Source organism: Dyadobacter sp. HNCC25DJ186 (genome assembly GCF_056895235.1).
This window is the reverse complement of the sequence record NZ_JBXHAS010000013.1, coordinates 94,110-117,516: the sequence shown is the minus strand read 5'-3', so window position 1 is coordinate 117,516 and position 23,407 is coordinate 94,110. Positions and strand designations below refer to the sequence as shown.

23 protein-coding genes are annotated in these 23,407 nt (G+C 41.7%); 11 read left to right on the top strand and 12 right to left on the bottom strand.

The features are described from left to right. Positions 1-38: 38 nt before the first annotated feature. The gene (locus AC1XUO_RS26385; RefSeq protein WP_483332838.1) at positions 39-776 is read right to left on the bottom strand and encodes an ImuA family protein; all 738 of its coding nucleotides are present in this window, start codon (positions 774-776) and stop codon (positions 39-41) included. A 66-nt stretch (positions 777-842) separates the two neighbouring features. Here AC1XUO_RS26385 and AC1XUO_RS26380 point away from each other — a divergent pair, with 66 nt between their 5' ends. Both AC1XUO_RS26380 and AC1XUO_RS26375 read left to right on the top strand, forming a co-directional pair. Then, complete coding sequence (locus AC1XUO_RS26380; protein WP_483332837.1) at positions 843-1,640, top strand: XRE family transcriptional regulator; 798 nt, start codon at positions 843-845, stop codon at positions 1,638-1,640. A gap of 78 nt (positions 1,641-1,718) precedes the next feature. Continuing rightward, positions 1,719-2,075, top strand: a complete 357-nt coding sequence (locus tag AC1XUO_RS26375; RefSeq protein WP_483332836.1) for a hypothetical protein — start codon at positions 1,719-1,721, stop codon at positions 2,073-2,075. 112 nt (positions 2,076-2,187) lie between these two features. On the opposite strand, the gene AC1XUO_RS26370 is transcribed toward AC1XUO_RS26375, so the two are convergent. Further along, positions 2,188-5,397, bottom strand: coding sequence for a TonB-dependent receptor (locus AC1XUO_RS26370; protein WP_483332835.1), 3,210 nt, complete (start codon positions 5,395-5,397; stop codon positions 2,188-2,190). 299 nt (positions 5,398-5,696) lie between these two features. On the opposite strand from AC1XUO_RS26370, the gene AC1XUO_RS26365 reads away from it, so the two are divergent. Together AC1XUO_RS26365 and AC1XUO_RS26360 are read left to right on the top strand one after the other, a co-directional pair. After that, a complete protein-coding gene (locus tag AC1XUO_RS26365) occupies positions 5,697-6,587 on the top strand; it encodes an NmrA family NAD(P)-binding protein (RefSeq protein WP_483332834.1) in 891 nt (296 codons plus the stop codon). Between the two features lie 18 nt (positions 6,588-6,605). After that, positions 6,606-7,520 (top strand): helix-turn-helix domain-containing protein, encoded by a 915-nt coding sequence (locus tag AC1XUO_RS26360; RefSeq protein WP_483332833.1) that lies wholly within the window; start codon positions 6,606-6,608, stop codon positions 7,518-7,520. Between the two features lie 158 nt (positions 7,521-7,678). On the opposite strand, the gene AC1XUO_RS26355 is transcribed toward AC1XUO_RS26360, so the two are convergent. From AC1XUO_RS26355 to AC1XUO_RS26345, 3 genes are all read right to left on the bottom strand, one after another. Then, positions 7,679-8,050, bottom strand: a complete 372-nt coding sequence (locus AC1XUO_RS26355; RefSeq protein WP_483332832.1) for a hypothetical protein — start codon at positions 8,048-8,050, stop codon at positions 7,679-7,681. Positions 8,051-8,178: 128 nt separating this feature from the next. Then, positions 8,179-9,186 (bottom strand): FAD:protein FMN transferase, encoded by a 1,008-nt coding sequence (locus tag AC1XUO_RS26350; protein ID WP_483332831.1) that lies wholly within the window; start codon positions 9,184-9,186, stop codon positions 8,179-8,181. Positions 9,187-9,378: 192 nt separating this feature from the next. After that, positions 9,379-11,778, bottom strand: a complete 2,400-nt coding sequence (locus AC1XUO_RS26345; RefSeq protein WP_483332830.1) for a TonB-dependent receptor domain-containing protein — start codon at positions 11,776-11,778, stop codon at positions 9,379-9,381. Positions 11,779-12,038: 260 nt separating this feature from the next. Between AC1XUO_RS26345 and AC1XUO_RS26340 the strand changes: the two genes are divergently transcribed. Continuing rightward, positions 12,039-12,602, top strand: a complete 564-nt coding sequence (locus AC1XUO_RS26340) for a dihydrofolate reductase family protein (RefSeq protein ID WP_483332829.1) — start codon at positions 12,039-12,041, stop codon at positions 12,600-12,602. A gap of 53 nt (positions 12,603-12,655) precedes the next feature. Here AC1XUO_RS26340 and AC1XUO_RS26335 read toward each other — a convergent pair whose 3' ends face one another. Together AC1XUO_RS26335 and AC1XUO_RS26330 are read right to left on the bottom strand one after the other, a co-directional pair. After that, positions 12,656-13,027 carry a hypothetical protein gene (locus AC1XUO_RS26335; RefSeq protein WP_483332828.1) on the bottom strand — a complete coding sequence of 124 codons (372 nt, stop codon included), beginning with the start codon at positions 13,025-13,027 and terminating at the stop codon, positions 12,656-12,658. A 61-nt stretch (positions 13,028-13,088) separates the two neighbouring features. Then, a complete protein-coding gene (locus tag AC1XUO_RS26330; protein ID WP_483332827.1) occupies positions 13,089-13,454 on the bottom strand; it encodes a winged helix-turn-helix transcriptional regulator in 366 nt (121 codons plus the stop codon). 94 nt (positions 13,455-13,548) lie between these two features. On the opposite strand from AC1XUO_RS26330, the gene AC1XUO_RS26325 reads away from it, so the two are divergent. After that, the gene (locus tag AC1XUO_RS26325; RefSeq protein WP_483332826.1) at positions 13,549-14,079 is read left to right on the top strand and encodes an NAD(P)H-dependent oxidoreductase; all 531 of its coding nucleotides are present in this window, start codon (positions 13,549-13,551) and stop codon (positions 14,077-14,079) included. 62 nt (positions 14,080-14,141) lie between these two features. Here AC1XUO_RS26325 and AC1XUO_RS26320 read toward each other — a convergent pair whose 3' ends face one another. The 4 genes from AC1XUO_RS26320 to AC1XUO_RS26305 all read right to left on the bottom strand — a co-directional run bounded on the left by AC1XUO_RS26320 (position 14,142) and on the right by AC1XUO_RS26305 (position 17,899). Then, positions 14,142-14,651 (bottom strand): DUF6691 family protein, encoded by a 510-nt coding sequence (locus AC1XUO_RS26320; protein WP_483332825.1) that lies wholly within the window; start codon positions 14,649-14,651, stop codon positions 14,142-14,144. A 73-nt stretch (positions 14,652-14,724) separates the two neighbouring features. Then, the gene (locus tag AC1XUO_RS26315; protein ID WP_483332824.1) at positions 14,725-15,288 is read right to left on the bottom strand and encodes a YeeE/YedE family protein; all 564 of its coding nucleotides are present in this window, start codon (positions 15,286-15,288) and stop codon (positions 14,725-14,727) included. Positions 15,289-15,408: 120 nt separating this feature from the next. After that, positions 15,409-16,830 carry an MBL fold metallo-hydrolase gene (locus AC1XUO_RS26310; protein WP_483332823.1) on the bottom strand — a complete coding sequence of 474 codons (1,422 nt, stop codon included), beginning with the start codon at positions 16,828-16,830 and terminating at the stop codon, positions 15,409-15,411. 154 nt (positions 16,831-16,984) lie between these two features. Then, positions 16,985-17,899, bottom strand: a complete 915-nt coding sequence (locus AC1XUO_RS26305; protein WP_483332822.1) for a sulfite exporter TauE/SafE family protein — start codon at positions 17,897-17,899, stop codon at positions 16,985-16,987. 26 nt (positions 17,900-17,925) lie between these two features. Here AC1XUO_RS26305 and AC1XUO_RS26300 point away from each other — a divergent pair, with 26 nt between their 5' ends. After that, on the top strand, positions 17,926-18,570 hold the full coding sequence (locus AC1XUO_RS26300) for a Crp/Fnr family transcriptional regulator (RefSeq protein WP_483332821.1): 645 nt from the start codon (positions 17,926-17,928) through the stop codon (positions 18,568-18,570). Positions 18,571-18,585: 15 nt separating this feature from the next. Here AC1XUO_RS26300 and AC1XUO_RS26295 read toward each other — a convergent pair whose 3' ends face one another. Beyond that, complete coding sequence (locus AC1XUO_RS26295) at positions 18,586-18,975, bottom strand: YidH family protein (protein WP_483332820.1); 390 nt, start codon at positions 18,973-18,975, stop codon at positions 18,586-18,588. A 354-nt stretch (positions 18,976-19,329) separates the two neighbouring features. Between AC1XUO_RS26295 and AC1XUO_RS26290 the strand changes: the two genes are divergently transcribed. The 4 genes from AC1XUO_RS26290 (at position 19,330) to AC1XUO_RS26275 (ending at position 23,377) form a co-directional block, all read left to right on the top strand. Continuing rightward, positions 19,330-20,808 carry a sigma-54-dependent transcriptional regulator gene (locus AC1XUO_RS26290; protein WP_483332819.1) on the top strand — a complete coding sequence of 493 codons (1,479 nt, stop codon included), beginning with the start codon at positions 19,330-19,332 and terminating at the stop codon, positions 20,806-20,808. Positions 20,809-20,947: 139 nt separating this feature from the next. Next, positions 20,948-21,667, top strand: coding sequence for an NRDE family protein (locus tag AC1XUO_RS26285; protein WP_483332818.1), 720 nt, complete (start codon positions 20,948-20,950; stop codon positions 21,665-21,667). Then, the gene (locus tag AC1XUO_RS26280) at positions 21,654-22,760 is read left to right on the top strand and encodes an ATP-grasp domain-containing protein (RefSeq protein ID WP_483332817.1); all 1,107 of its coding nucleotides are present in this window, start codon (positions 21,654-21,656) and stop codon (positions 22,758-22,760) included. Before AC1XUO_RS26285 ends, AC1XUO_RS26280 begins: the two co-directional genes overlap by 14 nt. A 2-nt stretch (positions 22,761-22,762) precedes the next feature. Then, on the top strand, positions 22,763-23,377 hold the full coding sequence (locus tag AC1XUO_RS26275) for a LysE family transporter (RefSeq protein ID WP_483332816.1): 615 nt from the start codon (positions 22,763-22,765) through the stop codon (positions 23,375-23,377). The last annotated feature ends 30 nt before the right edge of the window (positions 23,378-23,407 follow it).

Sequence of the window (23,407 nt, the reverse complement as noted above, 5' to 3'; positions counted from 1 at the left end):
GCCTTATGGCATGGTCAAAAATTTTCAAAAACAGTGCATCAACCCGTTTGCAGCAATTGTCTTTTTAACTCCGAAGGAACAATCTCAACATGCCGGAACTGCCCGGCCGCCCATTCCATTTGCCAGTTTCCTGGCTCGCCGTTACGAACTTTTTGAAGTTCAACATGCCAGCGCGGAAACCCGACACCAGGCATATCCTCTTCCAGTTCACTTTTCAATGGCGTAATTTTCCAACGGGAAACGCAAGCCAGTGTATTTACAATTCTAGGGTTATGGCGATGTAAAAAACCAGTCACTCTGCTTTTTTCAACCGCCAGCTGTAACCTGCGTGACTGTGTAAAAGTTACTTCATTTAATTCTCCAACTACGGCTGCCAGGGTTTCACATTTCAACGCTTCCTCCACTGCCCATAATACATCCTTCTGGGTAGTAAGATCTATGAAAATTACACGGTCCGGCGCAATTCCAAATGCTTTCAGCGCTGGCGGAAAAATTGTTCGTTTATTACTTATCCATAAACAAGTGCCGGACTCTCCCATCAGCCGGCTTATGAGCCCTGACATAAAACCGGTGGTCGCAGCAGAATCCTCCGGGCTTCCGCTTAAAAATTCATGTACCGCACCTACCGGGAAAGTTTTGTTAGGAAATGCTGATTCAATTTTCCCCAAACCAAAATCAATACGCTGACTACCCGAAGGCAACCGGAATCCCTGCAAAGAAAGAATCTCCATTTGCAGTTTTTCCAGCATATCATTTTTAGGCGCAGATTGTATCATTGTAAAAAAAAAGTATATTTGTTACTGTGAGCAACAAAATAATGTTTCCAATTATAACAATATACGATGTCAACTACAACTCTTTTTTTTCATAGCAACATCCGGCTCCTTCGGGAAAGGAGAAAATTCAGCCAGGAGGACATCTCAGAGGTACTTAATCTGTCAAGAAATAAATTACAGGCGCTCGAATCCGGTAAGACAAAAAATCCTTCTGCGCAGGATCTCATTAAATTTTCAGAATATTTTAAGGTCAGCGTGGATACGCTGCTAAAAGTGGATCTGACGAAGCTTGGAGATTTTAAACTTAAAGAACTTCAATCCGGAAACGACGTTTACATGACCGGAAGCCAGATTCGCGTGCTGGCGATTACCGTAGACAAGGAGAATCGGGAAAACACCGAATACGTGCCGATTAAAGCAAAGGCCGGATATCAGGCCGGATATAACGATCCTCAATATTTGGCAGCCCTTCCACGCTTTTCGCTGCCAAACCTACCGGAACGGGGCACTTTCCGCATGTTCCCGACTGTCGGCGATTCGATGTTGCCAATTCCGGAAGGCAGTGATGTTATTGCGGAATATGTTCAGGATTGGAAAAACCTGAAACCTGAAACGCCTTGTATAGTGATTTTGAAAGGAAATCAGGATTTTGTTTTTAAAATGGTAACGGTGCAAAATGAGAGCCAGTTGTTACTAAAATCCCTGAACAGCCTATACCAGCCCTTCGAAGTGAATAGTGAGGATGTTTTGGAGATATGGAAATATTATAAACACCAGACTGACACTTTACCGGAAAATGAAACCGATTTGCAGCAAATAAAAAATCTGCTGGTGGCCGTACATTCGGAGGTTAAGAAAAAATGAAATACGATTTTCAATAATAAATTCAATCGGTTACAACCCGGCAAAGCATAATGGTGTCTTCGTAAAAAACGAGCTTTAATGAAACACTTACTGATTATCATTTTAGCCGCATTCATACTAACCGGCTGTGATAAAAATAAAATTGATTCCAAAACAACGTGCTCCTATCCGGGTGTAACTTTAACCCGTACAGAACAATTTGCGGAAAATGTACCAGCCATGATCGTGGCCGTAAAACTTGCGAATCAACCTACAAGTTACCAAATCAAACCTGGGGAAAATAATGCATGGGGAAGCTGTAATCTGCCAATGGAATTTGCGAAAGACAGCCTGAAAGTTCTCATCAGCGGTTATTTCCTAACTTTCCCCGGTATGGAATTAATGAATATCAGCCCTCTTCCATTTGAAGTAACAGAGGTAAAACCAAGAAATTAATTGTTATTAATATTACACTGATCAAACACATAAAAAATTAAGGTTTTGAAAAAACAGGTAATCTGCTTATTCAAAACCTTAATATTTAGTTATTACTTAAATCATTTTTTACTTAAAAAGCATAACGCAATCCTAGCTGGAACTGATAAGGATTTCCGGATGGCGTAACGATACCCGCCGTATTTACACGATATACGAATTTCTGGTTGGCTTTATCAAAACCTGGAACTGCCGCTGATGTCGATGTAGCCGGAATACCCAATGCATACAATGCCTGACTTCCCAAAGATTCGTTTCTTCCCCAGGTTTTCTTAAGCAGGTTGGCTACGTTAAAAATATCCGCTGAAAGTTCGATACTTTGTGATCGGTAAATTCTGAATTTCTTCGTAACACGCAAATCCCAGATTCCGTAGAAATTATTGATACCGCCGTTTCTTTCCGCCATTTTACCAGAAGATTTATTGATGTAATCCTTCACACTCTGGCTCGCATTTGGATTGTCAATAATAGCCTGTAATCCTGTTCTCACATTTTCAGGAACGCTTGGATCGTTTCTATCAAAAACGTAAGCAAGGTCATTACTTCCTGAAACAAAGTCGGCATTACTGTTAGCACCTGACAAAAGCGTGTATCTTGTTCCGCCAATTCCTGAATAACGGATACCCACATTTACACCATAGAACGAAGGCAGCGATCCGTAGAATACGATTTTATGACGGAAATGGTTATCTGAGTAAGTCATATTAGAAAGATTACGCGGATCATCTTTTACGGGTAAAACCAAAGTAGCAGTATTAGCCACATTACCATTGTAAGAAGTATTATCCCTGGTATCGTTGTAAGTATAACTCATCGTGATTTCTCCATCTTTAAAATACTGATAAGTCGCATCGGCTACCAGGGCAAACTGGTTAATTTTCCCCTGGCTGTTCAATTCAAGAACACGACCAAATTTTGTACTTTTACGTCCTTGCAACCAGTCACCTGCACCGTTCGCAGGCATTGAGCTCAAAGGCACATATACTCCGCGGTTATCTTCGTTGGCAAGTCGGAAAAATGGCTCATCCGCCATGTTTCTGTCAACATAGAAATAATTATTACGTCCCAAAGTCATATACCCGGCAACGCCAACTCTTAACTTATCCGTAAAATAATGACTGTATGATGCGTTGGCTTTGTACATAACCGGCACACGTGCATCAGGGCCATTGGTATTAATCGTTGGCACCTGCAATGCATCAAGGCTTGGAATACTGCCATAATTCGAACGATACTCATTAAAATTCGGCGTTGGAATATTTGGAGAACGTACATCGACAGTAGCCAAATGTTTACCGTCGAATGTAAGGTTGTTTATCAAAACATAGTTGTTGATATCAGATGCAAAAATACCACCACCGACACGAACGATATCCGTATGTCTTTCATTCACATCCCATGTAAATTGAAGACGCGGCTGCACTACAAATGATTTCAAGCGGTGATCTGTCCGGATTGCCAGTTCATCATAAAGTGTCTGGTTAAGCGGTGATGTTGGATAATGTGCATAATCCAGACGAAGACCCGCAACCATATCAAGACCTAAGGCCAGTTTTGTTTTCATCTGACCATAAATCCCGGCATTCATAATATTACCTTTTACGGACCAGTCATCCATCAAAGGCACCTCGCGGTAATAACGGTAAGGCTGTAAATCATTGAATTTATCCAATGCAGTTTTTCCGGCAGCAGCATCTACCGTATAATGGAAACGTCCGTTCACTTCACTTCCATAGGTTGATTTTGAATTGGTATACATCAGATCAATACCGAATGTATATTCAACTTTGTCCGTGTTGTAATAAAGATTATCGACAAGCTGTAAAACATTGTTGGTAAATCCTTCCTGCGCGAAACGGTGACCGCCCATCTGGATATTGGTAGATTTTGAAGTTCCATCACTTAAAGTCGATACAACACCTTCCACAATTGCTCTTGGAATGTTGGCAGCAGGAAGCTGATCACCAGGGCTGCTTTTCTGATAGGTATATAAATGTTGAACTTTCAATTCATTGGTAACCTTAGCATTAATCGACGAACGAAGAGAAGCTAAAAGGCTATTGTCAACATTGTAATCATTCGCAGTAGATTCGTAAATATTAATTGCCGTGTTATCCTGAAGACCCAGTTTATTTCTGTCGCTTGTAAAATTGTCGCGGATCGTCAGAAGGTTTTTCTTGTTGATCTGCCAGTCAATACGTGCAAACACAGCATCCGAGCCACGTTTTTTGTCAAAAGTTCCATACTGAGGTGTGTTGGCAACGCCATACTTATTACGCGCAATGTCAACAAATTTATCCAAAGTAGATTTTGTAATATTGAAACGATTTTCGTCAGCAGGCGTCAAAACGTCCGCAATGACAAAAGGCCGTGTATCCTGCTGATGATCCCAGGCTACAAAAAAGTGCAGTTTGTCTTTGATGATCGGGCCGCCCAATGAAAACCCAAACTGATTCGTTGAAAATGTCGTATTTAATTTGTTTCCACGAATATCGTACGGACTTGAAAGCCAGTTAGCGCGGCTATAATTGAAAGCACTACCACTGAATTTATTCGTACCTGATTTCGTAACGGCGCTTACCGTACCACCACCACTACGACCGTAGGTAACGTCATACTGGTTGGTCACAACCTGAAATTCACGCACGGCTTCGATAGAAATAGAATAAGGCGCACCACTTCTGCTGGTTGTTGATCCGGCAGAAGTCGGGTTTTTCGCGTTCATGCCGTCGATGGTATAATTGGTTGACGAGCCCAGCTGACCTGAAATGTTTCCACCTCTGCTTAACGGAGAAAGCTCCATCAACGAAGTAAAATTACGTCCGTTAACCGGCAATCTTGTGATATCACGGGCAGAGATGGCAGTAGAAGCTCCGATATTTTCGATCTTGTTTTTTATCCCGGATGCAACAACCTGCACCACTTCAAGCGTCTGACCAGCTTCCATCATTTCGATTTTCACTTTGATCGCATCTCCCTGATGAAGAAGATAACCCGTTCTTTTCTGCTCACCAAAACCAACATAACTTACAATAACGGTGTAAGGACCGCCCAATGGTAATTCTTTAAAGGCATACTCCCCTTTTGCATTGGTAGAAGTCGCAGTAGAAAACCCTGTTGATTCATTTTTCACCTGAACTGTTGCACCTGCAAGTTCAGTATTCTGATTGTCGGAAATCGTACCTGAAATTGACGCCTGTGTTGTTTGCGCCTTTACGGCGTAAAAACAGCAAAACGTACAACATAAAATCAGGATTGAAGTAAGTAAAAATCTTTTTTGCATGAGTAAATTGATAAATTAAAGCGCAAAAAAGGTCTTCAAATATGTTCCTGTCGTTAACTCAACATTAACTTATCATGAACTCAGTCAAAACAATACTAAATAGCATTTTAGTTATATGAAAATCTGTGAATCAGTATTTTTTTCCTTAAATCCAAATTAGATTATTCATACTAAGTAAAAACGAAGGATCAATTTGTAAACAATCACAATCCCACTTTCTGGCTACAACAACAGTAGATTCGGCTACTTAACAATCTCGAATACCGCGCACCTTTGCCTTATCATAAAAACGCAAAGAAATGAAAATCACATTAACAGGTTCATTGGGCCATATTGGGAAGCCGCTCGCAGAAAAATTGTTGCAAAAGGGGCATAAGGTAACTGTAATCAGCAGTAATGAAGCAAAACGAAAAGACATTGAAACATTGGGAGGAGAAGCTGCAATCGGGTCTTTGCAGGATGCAGCTTTCCTAAAAGCAAATTTTGCAGGCTCAGACGTGGTATATACGATGGTTCCGCCCGCTAACTATTTCGATCATTCTCTTGACCTGATGGTATACTATCGTGAAATAGGCGATAATTTTGCTTACGCGATTCAGGAATCCGGTGTGGAACGCGTTATTAATCTCAGCACCATTGGCGGCGAATTAGAAAAGGGTTCCGGGATTTTACTAGGCGCACATGGCGTAGAAGAAATTCTGGATCAATTATCTCAAAAAATTTCAGTCATCCATATCCGCCCAACTTCGTTTTATTATAATTTATATGGCTATGTTGAAATGATCAAAAAAGCCGGGGCGATTATAACAAATTATGGAACTTCTGTAATTCCATGGGTTTCTCCAATGGACATTGCTGACGTGGTTGCGGAAGAAATTGAATCCGGTTTTCAGGGACGGAAAGTTCGGTATGTAGCCAGCGAAGAACTTACCGGGCCAGAAACTGCACGGATCCTGGGAGCAGCAATTGGAAAATCTGATTTACAATGGAAGATTGTTGCCGATGAACAGGTACAACAGGGACTGGAAGATGCCGGGATGAAACCTGAAATTGCAGCGGGTCTGGTAGAAATGTATGGCGCTTTAGAAAGCGGGTTGCTGGCAGCAGATTATCACAAAAATAAATCCCGTATTTTAGGAAAGGTAAAAATGGAAGAATTTGCCCGCGAATTTGCGTTAGCTTTTAAGTAGAATTTACTAAATTGGGTTATGACGAAAACAGAGCCTTATCGGATTAAATCAATCGCAGAATGGCATCGGTTCAGATATCTGCCGAAGCCGGAACATCCGCTGATCAGCGTTATTAATTTTGAAAATGTCACCCGGTTGCGCGAGGACGAGCCCAAGAGTATTGTCAATAATTTTTACTCCATTGCTCTGAAACGCAGTTTCAATGCAAAAATGAAGTATGGGCAGCAGGAATACGATTTTGATGAAGGAGTCATGTTTTTTATTTCTCCCGGGCAGGTTTTTTCCATTGAAGCTGACACAGCGATACAACATAAGGGATGGTCGCTGCTTCTCCACCCTGACTTTTTGTGGAATACTCCTTTGGCTCAAAAAATAAAAAAATATGAGTATTTCAGCTACTCCGTTCACGAAGCGTTGCATTTATCTCCAAAAGAAGAAATGATGATTGCGGGAATCTTGCAGAACATCGAACAGGAATATCATTCCAACATTGATAAATTCAGTCAGGACGTCATCATTGCACAGCTTGAATTATTGTTTACCTATTCTGAACGGTTTTACCAACGTCAGTTTATTACGAGAAAAATAACCAATCATCAGGTATTGAACCGCCTGGAAGAACTTTTGGCCAATTATTTTAACAGCGATTCTCTATCAAAACAAGGGTTACCGACAGTTCAATTTATTGCTGATTCATTGAATTTATCTCCGAGTTACCTCAGTGGTATGCTTAAAGTTTTGACCGGACAAAGTACCCAGCAGCACATTCATGATAAACTTATTGAAAAAGCTAAAGAACAATTATCCGTAACGGCTTTGTCGGTAAGCGAAATTGCGTACAACCTTGGTTTTGAGCATCCTCAGTCATTCAGCAAGTTGTTTAAATCAAAAACTGATCTTTCCCCTTTGGAGTTCAGACAGTCATTCAACTGATCACCAGGAAAGGTTTTAATCGGATTTGCTATCAATTTTCATTAATTATTGCGGCTTAATTTTCCCAACTTCGGCTTACGATTAGACTCTAAATTGTAAAAAAAGAGAGGATACGTGAAAATATCCTCTCTTATCAAAAACATTTATTCCCTGACTGTTTATTTCTTCGCTTCCTTTACAGCTACGACTGGAAATTCACCATAAGGAGTTGATACGGCGCCTTTCAGGGAATCGCCTGTTTGCGTCAACGTATATTTAATCAAACCACCATCGAAATTTGTTTGGAAACTAACTTTTCCCTGATCGATAGAAAGTTCCTGCATAGGCTGCTTATCATCACCCATGTACCCAATAGTTTTGTCATCCTTTTGCTCAAATGTCATATACCCGGATTCATATTCGGGTGGAACATTGGAAATTGAATATTTCCAGGTACCAATAATATCATCGGCTATTTCTGTTTTAATGGCGGCAATTGAAAATAAACTGACAGCCATGATCATCATCAGGAAGTACTTTGTCTTCATCATTTGTAAATTAAATTAGATTGTTTCAGAAGGACTTGAACATTTTGATTCCAAAATTATACAAATTTAATTACCAAACAATTTATATTTTATCAAAGTCAAATACCAAAAATTGACACCACAGGTTTCATCTATTTCAAACGATAATTTCTTCTATTTAATAGACCGGAAGTGATTACCTTATGGTTGTCCGTAATAAAAATGCACTGATAATCAGGATACTGACTAATGACCTCTATACCTTTTTGCTCTCCTAATACGACCAACGCAGTACTGAAACCATTAGCCATTTCTGCTTCGGGCCCGATGACCGTTACGCTGGCCACACCTCTGGCAGGATATCCGGTTAGTGGATTTATAATATGAGAAAATCGTTTACCTTCAATTTCTATATATTTTTCATAATTACCGGAAGTGGCCACTGCTGCTTGCTTCAAAGAAATTTTTCCCACTAATTTCTCAGTATCAAACGGGTTTGTAATGCCGACAATCCAGTCTTTTCCATTAGGTTGTTTGCCCCATGTACTCATATCTCCGGACGCATTTACGATACCAGCTTTAATGCCCTGCGCCAACATGATAGCCCGACCCCGATCCGCAGCATAACCTTTTCCTATGGATCCGAAACCAATTTTCATCCCTTCCAGTTTTAAAAAAATCGTCGAGTTCGTGCTATCCAGTATAATATTTTTATAGCCCACTTTCGCCACTGAACGCTGAACAGTTTCAGCAGATGGAATTTCCTTCATCGATCCGTCAAATTTCCACACCTTTTCCATAGACCCAAAACTGATATCGAAGGCACCCCCGGTGATTTCTGAAAAACGAATGGCTCGTTTAGTTAGCTCAAAAAGTTCCTTATCAACCTTTACAGCCTGAATTCCGGCATTTTTGTTTACATTAGATACCTGCGACGTTTCCTTCCAATCCGAAATAAGGTTTTCAATTCTGGATATTTCCGCAATGACGGTATCAATATTTGCCTCGGCCGAAAGGGAGTCTTGTCCAACGATCGTAATGTCAAACCGGCTGCCCATAAGTAGCGTCGTGCGCTTTCGAAGTACCTGTGCATTTGCAGTTTGCAAACTGCATAATAATATAGTTACTGATACGATGAACCAAGTTGAAATTCTATTCATGCAGGAGATTTTTTAACAACACTAACCTAAATGCGCTTCATTTTTCAGCGAAATTAGAACAATATTGAAAACAAATCATTTATGAATCCGTTCGAAAAGTAACTTTCAGGTTAAGAACATGAAATAGCCGCGTTATATGTTGGAACAAAAACCTTCAGCTTATTTCAACACAAATCGGACCAAAATTCTTTTTTATCTATCCTCGTTATCTCCATCGTCAGCACCCCGCTCCTTTTCTTTTGTACGATTAAGTCGGTAAGAAAAAGTTACTAAAAACTGTCTGGCGCGCCACTGAAATTCCGATTGTGAATAGTATCCAGCATTCTCAGTAATACTGCGCCGCTTTCTGCTATTAAACAAATCGCGGACGCTGGCGGTGACTGTTCCCCGGCCTTTTAAAATATCTCGGGAAAGACCCAGATCGATGGAATATTGAGAAAGCTCTCTACCCTGGGTCGTTCTTCTGGGTGCGCGATAGTTCAGTGACGACTGAAAATCGATGTTTTTAAGAAGTGTTAATCTCGACGATATCCTGCTTGTCCAGCTATATGTATCACTTTTTAAGATAATGTCATTGTAAACGCCTTGATTCTGAGCACGGAAAACATTGGCGTTCGCAGCCCATTTCCACCAGTCAAAAGGATCATAGGTAAGATTAAACTCAAAACCGTAAGAATCACCTGTTGATAAATTTACCGGGGTTACCGTCGTAAAACCAGTAGAATCGACAGAGGTGATATCTTCTACAACACCTAACCTATGACGATAATAAACGCTGGAAAGAAGTGTCCCTTTCTCAAAATTCATTAAATGCCCTGCCTCAAAGGAATGGGTATATTCCGGATTTAAAAGAGGATTTCCGGCTCTGAATACGCGGGAATCACTGAAATTGGAAAAAGGAAGCAAGCTTCTGAACCCAGGGCGGCTCAACCGGTAACTGTAACTTAATTGTAGCGTTTGGCTTTCTTTTAATTTATACGACAAATGTACACTTGGAAACAGATTGAAGTATTTACGACGATTCTCTACATTTGTTTTTTTCAGCTCTGTTTTAATATCAGAATACTCTCCGCGAAGCCCGGCCTGGATAAAAACTTTTCCCAACTGATTGCTCGCCATCAGATAAGCTGCATGGATTTTCTCATCATAGGCAAACCTGTTATCAAAATCGGGCAGGATAACCCAGTTCATTTGCAGATTCTGTTGATGCACTGAAAAATCATTATCAAGTAAACGTACAGAACTTTTTAATCCGGTTTCAATTTTCCCGTTTTTGCCAAATGGCTGTATAAAATCAAGTTGAACAAGAATATTTTTTTCATCCTCGGTATTAAATGACCGTTGTACAATACTGGTGGCTTCCCCTTGCGTACTTTCATTAAATAACGCAGCTTCCGTCTCATCACTTAAAATATACTTCCCTACAAAACTCAGACTCTTTCCTTTCGTTTCAAAGGTTTTATTATAGTTCAAAGCTGCCTCAAAGTTTGCCCTCGGCTCCGTTTCGTTCTCGCTACGGAGAACTGTTCTTGTTGGATTATTATTTAAGTCAAAATCCCTGTATTCAAGAAGAGATGTATTTGTATTTCTGGATTTTCGAAATGATAACGTCGCGTTCAGTGTGTTATATTTATTTAAGAAATAGTCCATCCCAACCATGAAGCTGTTGGAATAACCGCCTCGTGTTCTGTTATTTTTCTGCTCATATACAAAACTTGTGTCGGCACCTGTATAGGATTGTCTTGAAAATCCACGCCCAGGCCCTTCTCTATACAAATGACCATAACTGGCGATCAGGTTTACCTTTTTCTTCCGATAATTGACGTTGAACGATCCGCCAAAATTGGAAGGATAACCGGCAGTTCCGGTAAAAGAACCGTTCAGTCCATACCGGATATTTTTCTTCATCACAATATTTAGGATCCCAACTTCCCCTTCCGCATCGTAACGTGATGACGGATTTGTAATTATCTCGATGCTTTCGATCAGGTCGCCGGGTATCTGTTTAAGTGCCTCCGCAGGATTCATCCCTACCATTCCCGACTGTTTTCCATCGATAAGGATCCGAACATTTCCACTTCCGCGAAGTGCCACATTTCCGTCGACGTCAACGGTTACAGACGGCATATTGTTCAAAATATCGGATGCATTACTACCCAGGTTGCTCATGTCTTTTCCAACATTGAACACCCGTTTGTCCAATTGCAGCTCCATCTGACTTTTTTCTCCTCTCACAACAACTTCACGCAGCACTTTTGCATTCGCAGTCATTTTGATCGTCCCCAGATTAACGTTCTTTCCTGCCACCTTCAAATCGGGAACAATTTTCTCATCAAGGGTCAAAAATGTAATTTTGAGAAAGTAATTCCCAGGCCCGGCCGGCAAATTAAAATTTCCCGTTTCATCAGAAGTGACGCCACCAACCAACGCAGAATCAGCGACGGTATACAACGCAACACTGGCAAAGAGCACCGGATTTTTATCCGTGTCTTCCAGTTTCCCTTTGATTGAAAAACCTCCGGACGGCTGCTGAGCGTTCACATCATGGACAAATGGAATAATCAATAAAAAATAAATCAAAAAATTTTTCATATCGGGATGAGATTTTTGGCCGAAAGGGAACGTTAGTTTTTAGACAAAAAAATAATAGCAAAGTTTAATCACTTTTTAATCTCAGCTAAAATTTATCTAATTAAAAACTCTGTACCACAATATTTTAGCAATTATCAAAACCCATTAAGAGGTTAGTTTGTGATGAATTATATGTCCAGCAGCATGGCACTTGATATCTGTGTATTCCAAAGAAAAAAATTTGATAACTTGAAATTATTTTTCAAAATAATTGACAAGCCATGCGAAAACTAAGATTGCAAATGCAGATAACTGTTGACGGATATGTTGCAGGAATTAATGGTGAGGAAGACTGGGTCGTAAGTGCAGACGAAAAGCTTTGGCAGTTAATAGACGCGTTGCCGGATCAATCAGATACGCTTCTTATTGGTAGAAAAATGGCAGAAAAATTCATTCCCCATTTCGAAGGATTTAAGACGGACAGTGATAAAATTACCTTTGCACAAAAAATGGTAAACATTCCGAAAGTCATATTTTCCAAAACACTGGATCTGCCGTTTGGAACAAATACCTCGCTTGCCAAAGGAAACCTGGCCGAAGAAATAGCCAGATTAAAGAATGCAAATGGTAAAGATATGCTGGTATATGGCGGCGCCGGATTTGTATCTTCCCTGATCGCCGGCGGCCATATTGACGAGTTTTATCTGTTTGTTAATCCAGTAATAATCAATAAAGGAATGAGGATTTTTGACTTGCTGAACGAGCGTCAAAAACTAACCTTAATCAGTGCAAAGCCATATCAATGCGGCGTGACGGTGCTTCACTATAAACTACATAATGAATAATATCTCAATTCTGAAACTTATCGGGGCGTAATTAAGCGCGATGAAATAATTCATTAAGGACGCATTGCGGCCTTAAAGTCGCTGATATCTTTGGCCGTAGGCGGATATATTTCTGAAATCTCCTCACCGGCAAGCGAATAGGGCCTCGTAAAAATCCGGGCTCTCACCGGGAGATTATCTTTCTGAGCCGAACGGATCATGCGGATATAGTGTTCACTATTTTTGATCCTCAGGTCAAGATAAAATACTCTTGCACTTGGATAAAGCGCAACATGAGCGGTATCGTTTTTAATAAACCGAAGTTCCGGTAACACTGCACCGATCTCATAGGTTTCTCCCTGCTTCACAATCGTCCCAGCGGTATAATCATTTTTCTGACATCCGTTTAATAGCATCAGATTCAATAGGAGCAAAAAATATTTCATGATTGTGCCACGAATAATGGAAGGTATTTTTTCTAAATTAACTTAATTCCCGGCAAAACTCTCATGCTTCACCGTAGGTCATTTTATGTTTTTCTCCCCAACTTTCCAACTGTTTAATAATGGGGCCCAATTCATATCCGATGGAAGTCAGCTCATATTCCACTTTTGGCGGAACCTCAGCATAAACGGTGCGTTTCACTATATTATTTGCTTCAAGCTTTCGCAATTGCAGGGTCAGCATTCGTTCTGTTATGTTTGGCAAATGTCTTTTCAATTCCCCAAATCTCAATTTTCCGTTCAGCAACCAGGAACAGATCACCAAAGACCATTGGCCGCCAATAAGGTTGGTTGCATATACCTCCGGACATTCATCTGCCAACGCTGTTTTATTAGCAAAATTGGTTGACGATTCTTTGATTTTTGTCATTACTTACATTTTTTATAGTACCTCACAATGGGACGCTAACCTACAAAACTTACAGTAAGCACGCTACTTTTGTTTTATAATTAAAGTTGAAAAAATGAAAACATTAGTAATCGTTATACACCCGGATATTGAAAACTCTGTCATCAATAAAAGGTGGGTTGAGGAACTTAATAAATTTCCCGATAAGTTTACTGTTCACTCATTATATGAAATTTATCCTGACGAGCGGATTGATATAGTAGCTGAACAAAAACTGATTGAACAGTATGAACGGATCGTTTTTCAGTTTCCGTATTACTGGTTTAATTGTCCATGGTTTTTCAAGAAATGGCTTGATGAAGTATTAACGCATGGATGGGCGTATGGCAGCAAAAGTGGATATAAAGTTGGTGGAAAGAAAGTTGCCCTTGCCATCTCGTTAGGTGTTGATGAGCAAGAACTTGAGCCGTCAGGAGTATATAAATACCCTTTGGAAGAATTAATCCGCCCGTTCCAACTTTCCTTCGAATATGTAAAAGCTGATTACAGGCCATTATTTGCATACTATGGCATGGAATACAATACTTCTGTTGATTTTGTTGAAAAGAGTGTCCCGCTGTATATGGACTTTCTTAACGCATTCTAGAACGCTGGGTTAATACACCTGGGTATTGACCGATGAATGAAAATTTTCCTAAACTGATCGTTTCAATGCGGGAGATTTTCTCTGAACCGGCCATAAACCCAGGTCCCGGCTATGGCGCTCAGTAATGTTACCAACACAACAGTGGCACCGATACCGATCTGCGCAAACATCGGACCAGGACAGGCGCCGGTCAATCCCCAGCCAAGACCAAATAACAATCCACCATAAATCTGGCCTTTATTGAATTTTTTATCTGTAAAAGTTATCCTTTCGCCATGAATGGTTTTAATCTCAAATCGCTTGATGAGCCATACTGAGAACATACCAACCACAACGGCGCTGCCAATTATGCCGTACATGTGAAAAGATTGCAGCCGGAACATCTCCTGGATACGAAACCAACTGATCACTTCGGCCTTAACAAAGAGAATACCAAAAACCAGTCCGACCAAAAGATATTTCAGATTATAATACCATTGATGTTGCTTTTCACTTTCATTAATACAGATCGCATCCGTTGCCCGGATGTCATGTTCATTTTTCGCGACAGGGTCTGCCTGTAAATTTTGCATGTTTTTTAATTTTCAGTTTCTATAAAATCAACAATAGGAAATGATGGCTCGTTTGAAACGGTATGATATTATTTCAGAGCATTAAAATCAAAGGGAGTATCCAGTTTGCCATCACAAACCCACCAATCATAAAACATACCGTAGCCACCAGCGACGGCCATTGCAGGGTAGAGAGCCCCATGATCGCATGTCCGCTGGTGCATCCACCCGCATATCTGGCTCCAAAACCAACAAGAAAACCACCACCGACCATCATAATAAACCCTGGCCATGACCATAGCCTATCCCAGCTCACCAGATCAACAGGCACCAGCGACGAAAAATCAGTGATACCATATTGTTTAAGTTCATGGATCAGCTCCTGGTTTACCTGAACAGGTGCGGGATTAGCAAGAAAGTTAACAGCAATCACGCCACCGAAAAATATACCGAGCACAAAAAACATATTCCAGAGTTCCTTTTTCCAGTCATATTGAAAAAAGGAAATATTACCTGGCAGGCACATCGCGCAAACATGTCGCAGTGAAGAGGATATGCCAAAAGATTTATTTCCCAGAATTAAAAGGGCCGGCACTGTAAGCCCGATCAGCGGACCGGCCACATACCAGGGCCAGGGTTGTTTTAATATTTCTAACATATTCAAAGATTGTTAATGTATTTTTTTGGGTAAGAATGCTCTGGCACTGCCATTAAAGATTTCAATTCCAAAGGATTTCGCATTCGCCAAACCATATTGATACAATTCCTTTTTTTCAATTTATAACATCGTACTTGGACAAACATAATTGCTGACTTCCACCTTGCCCGATTCCTTAATTGCCTTAAACCCGCCCTGTACGTCGATCAGATTATCATAACCTCTCGCTTTCAATATGGAATTAAAAATCATGGAACGATACCCTCCAGCACAATGTACCAGATATGTTTTATTTTTATCAATCTGCGACAGATGATCGTTGATGTAATCCAATGGCACATTCTCAGCGCCAAGGACATGCTCAGCATAATATTCACTAGCCTTGCGTACATCCAGCACTACTGCCGAAGCATCTTGCCCTAAACGTTCAACCACCTGATCCGCACGGATAGACTCGATCTGATCAATTTCCTTGCCGGCTTTTATCCACGCCCCGATCCCTCCATTCAAATACCCGATCGTATGATCATAACCTACGCGCGCCAGACGGGTGACCACTTCTTCTTCGCGCCCCTCCTCGGTGATCAACAAAATCTTCTGTTTGATATCGGGGATCAGCGCACCAACCCAGGGAGCGAAACCTCCGTTAATACCGATATTGATCGAATTGGGAATAAATCCCTTCGCAAAGATTTCGGCATCGCGGGTATCGAGCATCACAGCATCCGTTTCGTTGGCTGCCGCCTCAAAGGCAGGAGCGTCAAGAGCACGGCATCCCCTTTCAAGCACAGTATCAATACTTTCATACCCTCTGATGTTCATCATCACGTTTTCGGGAAAATAAGCAGGAGGCGGCAACAGGCCGTCTGTCACTTCTTTCACAAACTCCGCTTTACCCATATCGGGCCGTAAGGCATAATTAAACATCTTCTGGTTACCCAGCGTATCCGTTGTTTCTTTGCTCATATTTTTACCGCAGGCACTGCCGGCACCATGTGCAGGGTACACAATGATGTCATCAGCCAAAGGCATGATTTTGTTTCGCAGCGAATCAAAAAGATACTCGGCAAGTTTCTGCTGTGTCAAATCAGCGGATACCTTCTGCGCCAGATCAGGACGGCCAACATCGCCAATAAAAAGAGTATCACCTGTAAAAATACCGATCTGCTTTCCCTGTTCATCCGACAAGAGATAACAGGTACTTTCCATGGTATGCCCTGGCGTGTGCAACACCTTGAAGCTGATATCTCCTACCCGGAGTACTTCGCCATCGGTAGTTATATACGCTTCAAAATCTGGTCTTGCCGTGGGGCCAAACACAATTTTCGCTCCTGTTTTTTTTGCAAGGTCAATATGGCCAGACACAAAATCCGCATGAAAGTGGGTTTCCAGCACATATTTGATTTTGGCTCCATCCTTTTCGGCACGTTCTATGTACGAGTCGACCTCACGCAGCGGGTCAATCACCACTGCTTCACCTTTGCTCTCAATATAATAGGCACCTTGTGATAGACAACCCGTATAAATTTGTTCCAGTTTCATATCCTTATTCTGTTAATTTTTAATCTCTAATACAAATTTCCGTTACGCTGGGTTGATAGTCGGTGATATTTATCACTTAGCAAGAAAAATGTGTTTTTTTCTGAAAATAAAACCGGCTTACTTATCTCCTCTTTCGATTCCGGCCATAGCGCTATCAAATGTGAAACAACTCTGTTGAAATAATATAAATCCCCATCACCAGCACAAACCATCCAAAGCCTTTTTTAAGTAAGGATGCGTCCACCCGTCTGCCGATCATTCCACCAATAAAAATCCCCAACATAGCAATGGAAGTTATTTTCAAAAGAAAAACCCAGTCGATAACAAAGTGTCCGATATCTCCGGCGAAACCGATCAGCGAATTCAGGGCGATAATCAGCAGTGATGTGCCTACTGCTTCCTTCATCGGCATACCCAGGACCAGGACGAGCGTGGGGATCAAAAGAAATCCACCGCCTGCGCCGAGAATCCCGGTTGTTAATCCGATTCCGATTCCGCTCAGTAACATCCTGATCATATTTCCTTTAAGATCACACTCCAGACAGCCCGGTTTCCTTTCCTTGCTCCGGATCATACCCACGGAAGCAGCAACCATTAGTACCGCAAAAAGAACCATGGTAAGCAAAGACTCGGTCACATAAAATTCGCCTATTTTAAACAGATTTTCAGGAATTAGCGGGATCAGGAACTTACGGGTAAGATATACGGTCGTGATGGAAGTACTGCCGAACATCAATGCTGTCTTTATCCTGACTGCCCCTTTCCGGTAATTTCCAAACGCACCCAGAAGGCTTGTAGAACCAACGATAAAAAGTGAGTAAGACGTTGAAACCAGAGGGCTGATCCCAAACATATATACCAAAACCGGTACAGTCAGAATTGACCCGCCACCGCCAATCAGACCAAGCGAAACACCAATAAATACAGAGGCTATATAAGCTGCAATTTCCATTTTTGTATCATTTATTTTACAAAACTCAGAAGTTTGTCCCGCGCCGACGGTGATAAATATCACATAGGGAAAAATAATCCAGGCGGAATCTTTTATTGGCCTTTTAATGTATATCATTGTATTCCACCTTATCGAATATTCTAATGGCGCGTGAAAGCATTTCCTATTATCTTGACACTGTTTTTCCTGATTTCGAACCAGACCTGAAAAAGCAGTTAATAAATGATTGCATACTAAAAGAAATACCTGCCGGAGAAGTGATTATGCGGACCGGACAATATATCAAACATACACTGCTGATTGGAAGCGGGCGCGTAAAACTATACCGCCAGGGTGATGACGGAGAGGAAGCTTTTATATATTATCTGGAATCAGGAACAGCCTGTGCGCTTTCAATGATCTGTAATACCAGACAGGAAGCCAGCGAGATTATGGCGAAGACAGTGGAAGACACGGTCGCGATCATGATCCCGATACAGCTCATGGATGAGCTGATGCAGAAGTATAAGAGCTGGTATTATTTTGTCATTGCCAACTACCGCGCACGTTTCGAAGAACTCTTGGTTGTCCTCGACAGTGTGGTTTTCAAGAGTATGGATGAAAGGCTGGAATTCTTTTTGAAAAACCAATTTGAAACCGAAAAAACCAACCTCATATCCATTACCCACCAGGAAATTGCCCATGATCTGAATACGTCAAGAGAAGTTGTTTCGCGGTTGCTTAAAAAAATGGAGCAAAATAGAAAAATCAAGCTGCACAGAAATGCTATTGAGCTTCTGGCTTTGTGATTCTCTACCAAAAACTCAGTTAACGCTTTGCATGAGATAAACAATTAACACTACGCTGATCAAAACGATGATTCCGGTTAAGATTGTTGTGAGTAGTGTGGATGGCTGATAGGTACCGCTTTTGAGCTGATTATCTGTTTTACGATATTGGGAAAAAGACAAAACTATTGACAACACGCCGATTACGACCAAAACAATTCCGATTGAAGCGGAGTATCCCCGAGACTGAACATTAATCGTGGTTCCCAAAACCAGACCGATCTGTTTGACAAACAAAGAGAATTTAACTACTACAAAACCAAATGCCATTATACCGATTCCAGTCCTGATCCAGGCCAGATACGTTCTTTCGTTTGCCAAAAAATCGTTAGGTTTTGGGCCGGAATTATTTTCTTTTTGATCCATTGGATTAAACTTTTATACACATAAATCTTTGCAAAAGGCACATCGGGTAAAAGTACACTGCATTTACCAGGATAAATTTTAACTGAACAATAAGTGTGCCCCGGAGCTATCTGCTATTAAATCCTACACTTTAAGTAGGCAAAAGTAATTTTGAACTACACTGATTGCCATACATCTTTCCAGAATTCTCAATTATTTCATGTATTATTATAATTCATGATTATTTTAGAATATGGCGTACATTTTGTTGTTTTAATGTTTGTTGTTTTACAAATAAATCAGAAATAACACAGAAAAAAACTCCTTGTACCACCAAATCGTAAAACCGGTACTGTAATTCATTTTGTTATAACCATGAAAAGTGACACACTAAACCACACAAAGAATATAATTTTAATTGTTGACGACACGCCCAACAATATCAGTATCCTGTTCGATGTGCTGTCCAAAGCGGGTTATAAAGTATTGGTGGCGACGGACGGGAAAAGTGCGGTTGAACAGGCTCGGTATGCCCTGCCGGACCTCATTCTGCTGGATGTGATGATGCCCGGAATGAGTGGATTTGAAACCTGCAGGCAGCTGAAAGATCATGATGCCACCAAGGCGATACCGGTCATTTTTATGACCGCCCTTACCGAAACAGTGAATAAGATCAACGGCTTCAACATGGGCGCGGTGGATTACATTACCAAACCTTTTGATATCCACGAAGTGCAGTCTCGCATTGGGACACACCTGGCGCTGGCCAATCTCCGGCAAAAATTGGAACAACTTGTTTCGGAACGCACGGCCGATCTGAACAAAGCACTTACCGAGGTTGAAGAGCTGAAAGATCAGTTGCAGGCTGAAAATGTTTATCTGAAAGAAGAAATTAAGCAATCCAAAAATCCGGACGACATCATCAGCCAGAGTAAGGTTTTTGAAAAAGTTTTGATAAAAATACGACAGGTGGCTCCCACCAACAGCACCGTTCTCATCACGGGCGAATCCGGGACGGGCAAGGAACTGCTCGCCAGGGCGGTTCACAATCTGAGCGGCCGAAAAAACCGTCCTTTGATCAAATTGAACTGCGCCGCTTTACCGGCCAGTCTGATTGAAAGCGAATTGTTTGGTCATGAAAAAGGAGCTTTCACCGGAGCAACCGCGCAGAAACAGGGACGCTTTGAACTGGCCGATGGCGGGACTATATTTCTGGACGAAATTGGGGAAATGCCTCTGGATTTGCAGCCAAAATTACTGCGTGTATTGCAGGAGGGTGAGTTTGAACGCGTCGGAAGCACCAAAACTTTAAAAGTAAATGTCCGGATCATTGCAGCGACCAACCGAGACCTGGAAAAAGAAATTGCTGAGCAGCGCTTTCGTGAAGATCTGTATTACCGCCTGAACGTGTTTCCCGTGTTCAGCATTCCGCTTCGTGAACGAAAACAAGACATACCATTGCTGATCAGACACTTTTGCCAGAAACTTGGCGCAGAGCAAGGTAAGGTCATTGACCAGATCCCCCAGAAAGTGATCGATACGCTGACGGCCTATCACTGGCCGGGCAATATCCGTGAGCTTGAAAATGTGGTGGAGCGCTCCATCATCATGTCACCCGGACGGTCGTTGGTGCTCGAAGACTGGTCTCCGCGAAAACCGGTTGCAACTGCAAAAGGAAATTTGATGACCATGGAAGAATGCGAGCGGGAGCATATTCTTTTGGTACTTGAAAAAACACATTGGAAAGTAAGCGGAAAAAACGGAGCGGCCGAAATTTTGGATATGATCCCTACCACTTTGGATTCCAGGATGCGAAAACTGGGCATTAAAAGACCGGATCAGTTTACGGTTTAAAAGAACTTTCACGAAATATCGAAAATGCAGGTGCGCCTAAAAGCCTTATCTAAATTACATAAACGATTGACTTACAGCACAAATATTGAATTAGCACGTTGGAACAATAATTGATGATCCTTTCAAAAAGGAAATCAATATGTGTACGGTAAGTTATCTTCCATTTCAAGACGGTTTTATCCTGACATCCAGCAGGGACGAGAAAATCACGCGTCCGCCAGCAAAACTGTCGGATCCGATCATATACCACGACCAGGAGGTGACATTCCCAAAAGATCCCCTCGGAAGGGGAAGCTGGATCGCCACTTCAAAAACGCGTACCGTATGCCTGCTCAACGGTGCATTTATTGCTCACGTGCCAAAGCCGCCTTACAAGCACAGCCGGGGATTGGTGGTTTTGCATGCATTTGAATTTTTCACAATCAATAGCTTTGCATCTGAATACGATTTCAAGGGCTTGGAGCCATTTACACTGCTACTGATCGAAACAGGGAAACTTTTTATCCTCCGCTGGACGGGCAGTAAGCTTTTTATAAAAGAAAAGGATGCGTCCCAGTCCTATATATGGTCATCGGCAACACTTTACACGCCCGAAATTGTAACACGGCGGGAATTATGGTTTTCAGGATGGCTCAATTCGGCCCCGGAACAATCGCTGGAAAGTATCCGCACCTTCCACAAAACTGCGGGTGACGGCGACCGGGAAAATGCCGTGTGCATGAGAAGGGCCAACCTGTATGCAACCGTCAGCCTTACCAGTATCGTCAGGTCTGGCGGAAAAATGGAAATGATTTATGAAGACTTGATTCACTGTGAGTTAACGGAGAAAAAATTATCAAACAACTATGTATCCAATTGATCAACTGGAACCAGTATCCAAAACCGGGGAAAATTCGGCCTCTAAAAGGAAGGAATTTACAAGTACAAAAAGTACGCTTTTAATCCGTTTAAAGAGCTGGGAATACTGGCCGTTTTCCGTCGTGTACGTTCCGGTTTTTATCTACTGGATCTGGCTTTCGATCAAGGCCAGATCGTTCTTTTTCTTTTCCGCATCCAATCCTTCCATTGAGTCTGGCGGGATGTTGGGTGAATCAAAAATTGACATTCTCAATCTGATCAGCGACGATTTTAAGCCTGTCACGCTATTTGTTAAATGCAGCACAGAAGAATCAGGCCTAGGGGACAAACTTCGCTTTGCAGGCTTAGACTTCCCGGTCATTGCCAAACCCAACGCGGGGGAGCGTGGCTGGGGTGTCGAGAAAATCGCAGATGTGGATGCATTGGAAAATTATCATAAAAAAAGCCCGGTCGATTATTTGATACAGGAATACATCAGCCATCCCCTCGAATTAGGCGTGTTTTACTACCGGATGCCGGATCAGCCGGGCGGGACAATATCTTCAATTGTGCAAAAAGAATTTCTGAGTGTGACAGGAAATGGTTACAACACCCTTGCAGAACTTATTTTGGCCAATGAACGGGCCGTTCTGCAATGGGATCTGCTGAAAGTGAAATATGAATCTTCGCTAACAAAAGTGTTGGAAGAAAATGAAAAGATGACGCTGGTTTCTATTGGAAATCATTGTCTGGGTACCAAATTCCTGAATGCCAATCACCTGATCAACGAGGAACTTACAGCCGTTTTTGACCGGATCAGCACCGGGATTCAAGGATTCTATTTTGGACGATACGACCTGCGGTGCAAAAATCTGGAAGATCTTTATCTGGGACAAAACATAAAAATCATGGAACTGAACGGCGCCGGGGCCGAGCCAGCGCACATTTACCAACCGGGTTTCTCCATATTGGAAGGCTGGAAAGTGCTGCTGCACCATTGGCAGGTATTGTACAAGATCAGCCGTTTCAACCACCGAAAAGGAGTTCCGTATATGTCTTTCAAAGAGGCAAGGATGATTTTAAAACGCATCAAAACAGACAGACAACCAAAGTAACCATGCCAACGCTGTATTTAAACTTTTTTATAGGATTGGTTGTGAGTTTTTTAGGTACACTTCCGTTGGGTGTGCTGAATATCACCATTATGGACGTTTCGCTAAAAAAAGGAATTCACGCGGCTTTTCGTTTTGCTCTCGCCTGTGCGCTGGTAGAATTTATTTACAGTTATATTTCGGTGCAATTAACTAAATCCATCATGGATTTCCCCGCTCTCAGAGCTGTAACAGAGGTCGTTGCGACCATCACATTACTTGGGATGGGCATCTATTACATACGTAAACGAAACGGTCTGTCAAGTAGCAAACAGAAACCGATTTCCTCATTTTACCTTGGAGCCCTGTTGAGTATCCTCAATCTCGTCGCATTTCCCTTCTGGATATTGTACACGACACTTTTACAGCGTAATGGATTGATAGGAATTGCGGAAAATGAACTGATCCTTCTATATGTATTTGGCATTTCTCTCGGCACCATTGCCGGGTTATTGCCATTCATTTACGGCAGCCGTTTTCTAACGAACTGGGTCACTTCCCACCAGCATCGTATGGATCGGATGATCGGATTTCTTTTTATTTTTCTTGCCGTGTTTCAGTTTGTTTCGCTTTGGAGGTGATTGAAGGGGTTTTTGGATGTAGTTTGAATT

What these genes read in the sequence shown, in the direction of transcription:
- AC1XUO_RS26385 (WP_483332838.1), bottom strand. Translation starts at nt 776, where the DNA reads ATGATACAATCTGCGCCTAAAAATGATATGCTGGAAAAACTGCAAATG.
- AC1XUO_RS26380 (WP_483332837.1), top strand. Translation starts at nt 843, where the DNA reads ATGTCAACTACAACTCTTTTTTTTCATAGCAACATCCGGCTCCTTCGG.
- AC1XUO_RS26375 (WP_483332836.1), top strand. Translation starts at nt 1,719, where the DNA reads ATGAAACACTTACTGATTATCATTTTAGCCGCATTCATACTAACCGGC.
- AC1XUO_RS26370 (WP_483332835.1), bottom strand. Translation starts at nt 5,397, where the DNA reads ATGCAAAAAAGATTTTTACTTACTTCAATCCTGATTTTATGTTGTACG.
- AC1XUO_RS26365 (WP_483332834.1), top strand. Translation starts at nt 5,697, where the DNA reads ATGAAAATCACATTAACAGGTTCATTGGGCCATATTGGGAAGCCGCTC.
- AC1XUO_RS26360 (WP_483332833.1), top strand. Translation starts at nt 6,606, where the DNA reads ATGACGAAAACAGAGCCTTATCGGATTAAATCAATCGCAGAATGGCAT.
- AC1XUO_RS26355 (WP_483332832.1), bottom strand. Translation starts at nt 8,050, where the DNA reads ATGATGAAGACAAAGTACTTCCTGATGATGATCATGGCTGTCAGTTTA.
- AC1XUO_RS26350 (WP_483332831.1), bottom strand. Translation starts at nt 9,186, where the DNA reads ATGAATAGAATTTCAACTTGGTTCATCGTATCAGTAACTATATTATTA.
- AC1XUO_RS26345 (WP_483332830.1), bottom strand. Translation starts at nt 11,778, where the DNA reads ATGAAAAATTTTTTGATTTATTTTTTATTGATTATTCCATTTGTCCAT.
- AC1XUO_RS26340 (WP_483332829.1), top strand. Translation starts at nt 12,039, where the DNA reads ATGCGAAAACTAAGATTGCAAATGCAGATAACTGTTGACGGATATGTT.
- AC1XUO_RS26335 (WP_483332828.1), bottom strand. Translation starts at nt 13,027, where the DNA reads ATGAAATATTTTTTGCTCCTATTGAATCTGATGCTATTAAACGGATGT.
- AC1XUO_RS26330 (WP_483332827.1), bottom strand. Translation starts at nt 13,454, where the DNA reads ATGACAAAAATCAAAGAATCGTCAACCAATTTTGCTAATAAAACAGCG.
- AC1XUO_RS26325 (WP_483332826.1), top strand. Translation starts at nt 13,549, where the DNA reads ATGAAAACATTAGTAATCGTTATACACCCGGATATTGAAAACTCTGTC.
- AC1XUO_RS26320 (WP_483332825.1), bottom strand. Translation starts at nt 14,651, where the DNA reads ATGCAAAATTTACAGGCAGACCCTGTCGCGAAAAATGAACATGACATC.
- AC1XUO_RS26315 (WP_483332824.1), bottom strand. Translation starts at nt 15,288, where the DNA reads ATGTTAGAAATATTAAAACAACCCTGGCCCTGGTATGTGGCCGGTCCG.
- AC1XUO_RS26310 (WP_483332823.1), bottom strand. Translation starts at nt 16,830, where the DNA reads ATGAAACTGGAACAAATTTATACGGGTTGTCTATCACAAGGTGCCTAT.
- AC1XUO_RS26305 (WP_483332822.1), bottom strand. Translation starts at nt 17,899, where the DNA reads ATGATATACATTAAAAGGCCAATAAAAGATTCCGCCTGGATTATTTTT.
- AC1XUO_RS26300 (WP_483332821.1), top strand. Translation starts at nt 17,926, where the DNA reads ATGGCGCGTGAAAGCATTTCCTATTATCTTGACACTGTTTTTCCTGAT.
- AC1XUO_RS26295 (WP_483332820.1), bottom strand. Translation starts at nt 18,975, where the DNA reads ATGGATCAAAAAGAAAATAATTCCGGCCCAAAACCTAACGATTTTTTG.
- AC1XUO_RS26290 (WP_483332819.1), top strand. Translation starts at nt 19,330, where the DNA reads ATGAAAAGTGACACACTAAACCACACAAAGAATATAATTTTAATTGTT.
- AC1XUO_RS26285 (WP_483332818.1), top strand. Translation starts at nt 20,948, where the DNA reads ATGTGTACGGTAAGTTATCTTCCATTTCAAGACGGTTTTATCCTGACA.
- AC1XUO_RS26280 (WP_483332817.1), top strand. Translation starts at nt 21,654, where the DNA reads ATGTATCCAATTGATCAACTGGAACCAGTATCCAAAACCGGGGAAAAT.
- AC1XUO_RS26275 (WP_483332816.1), top strand. Translation starts at nt 22,763, where the DNA reads ATGCCAACGCTGTATTTAAACTTTTTTATAGGATTGGTTGTGAGTTTT.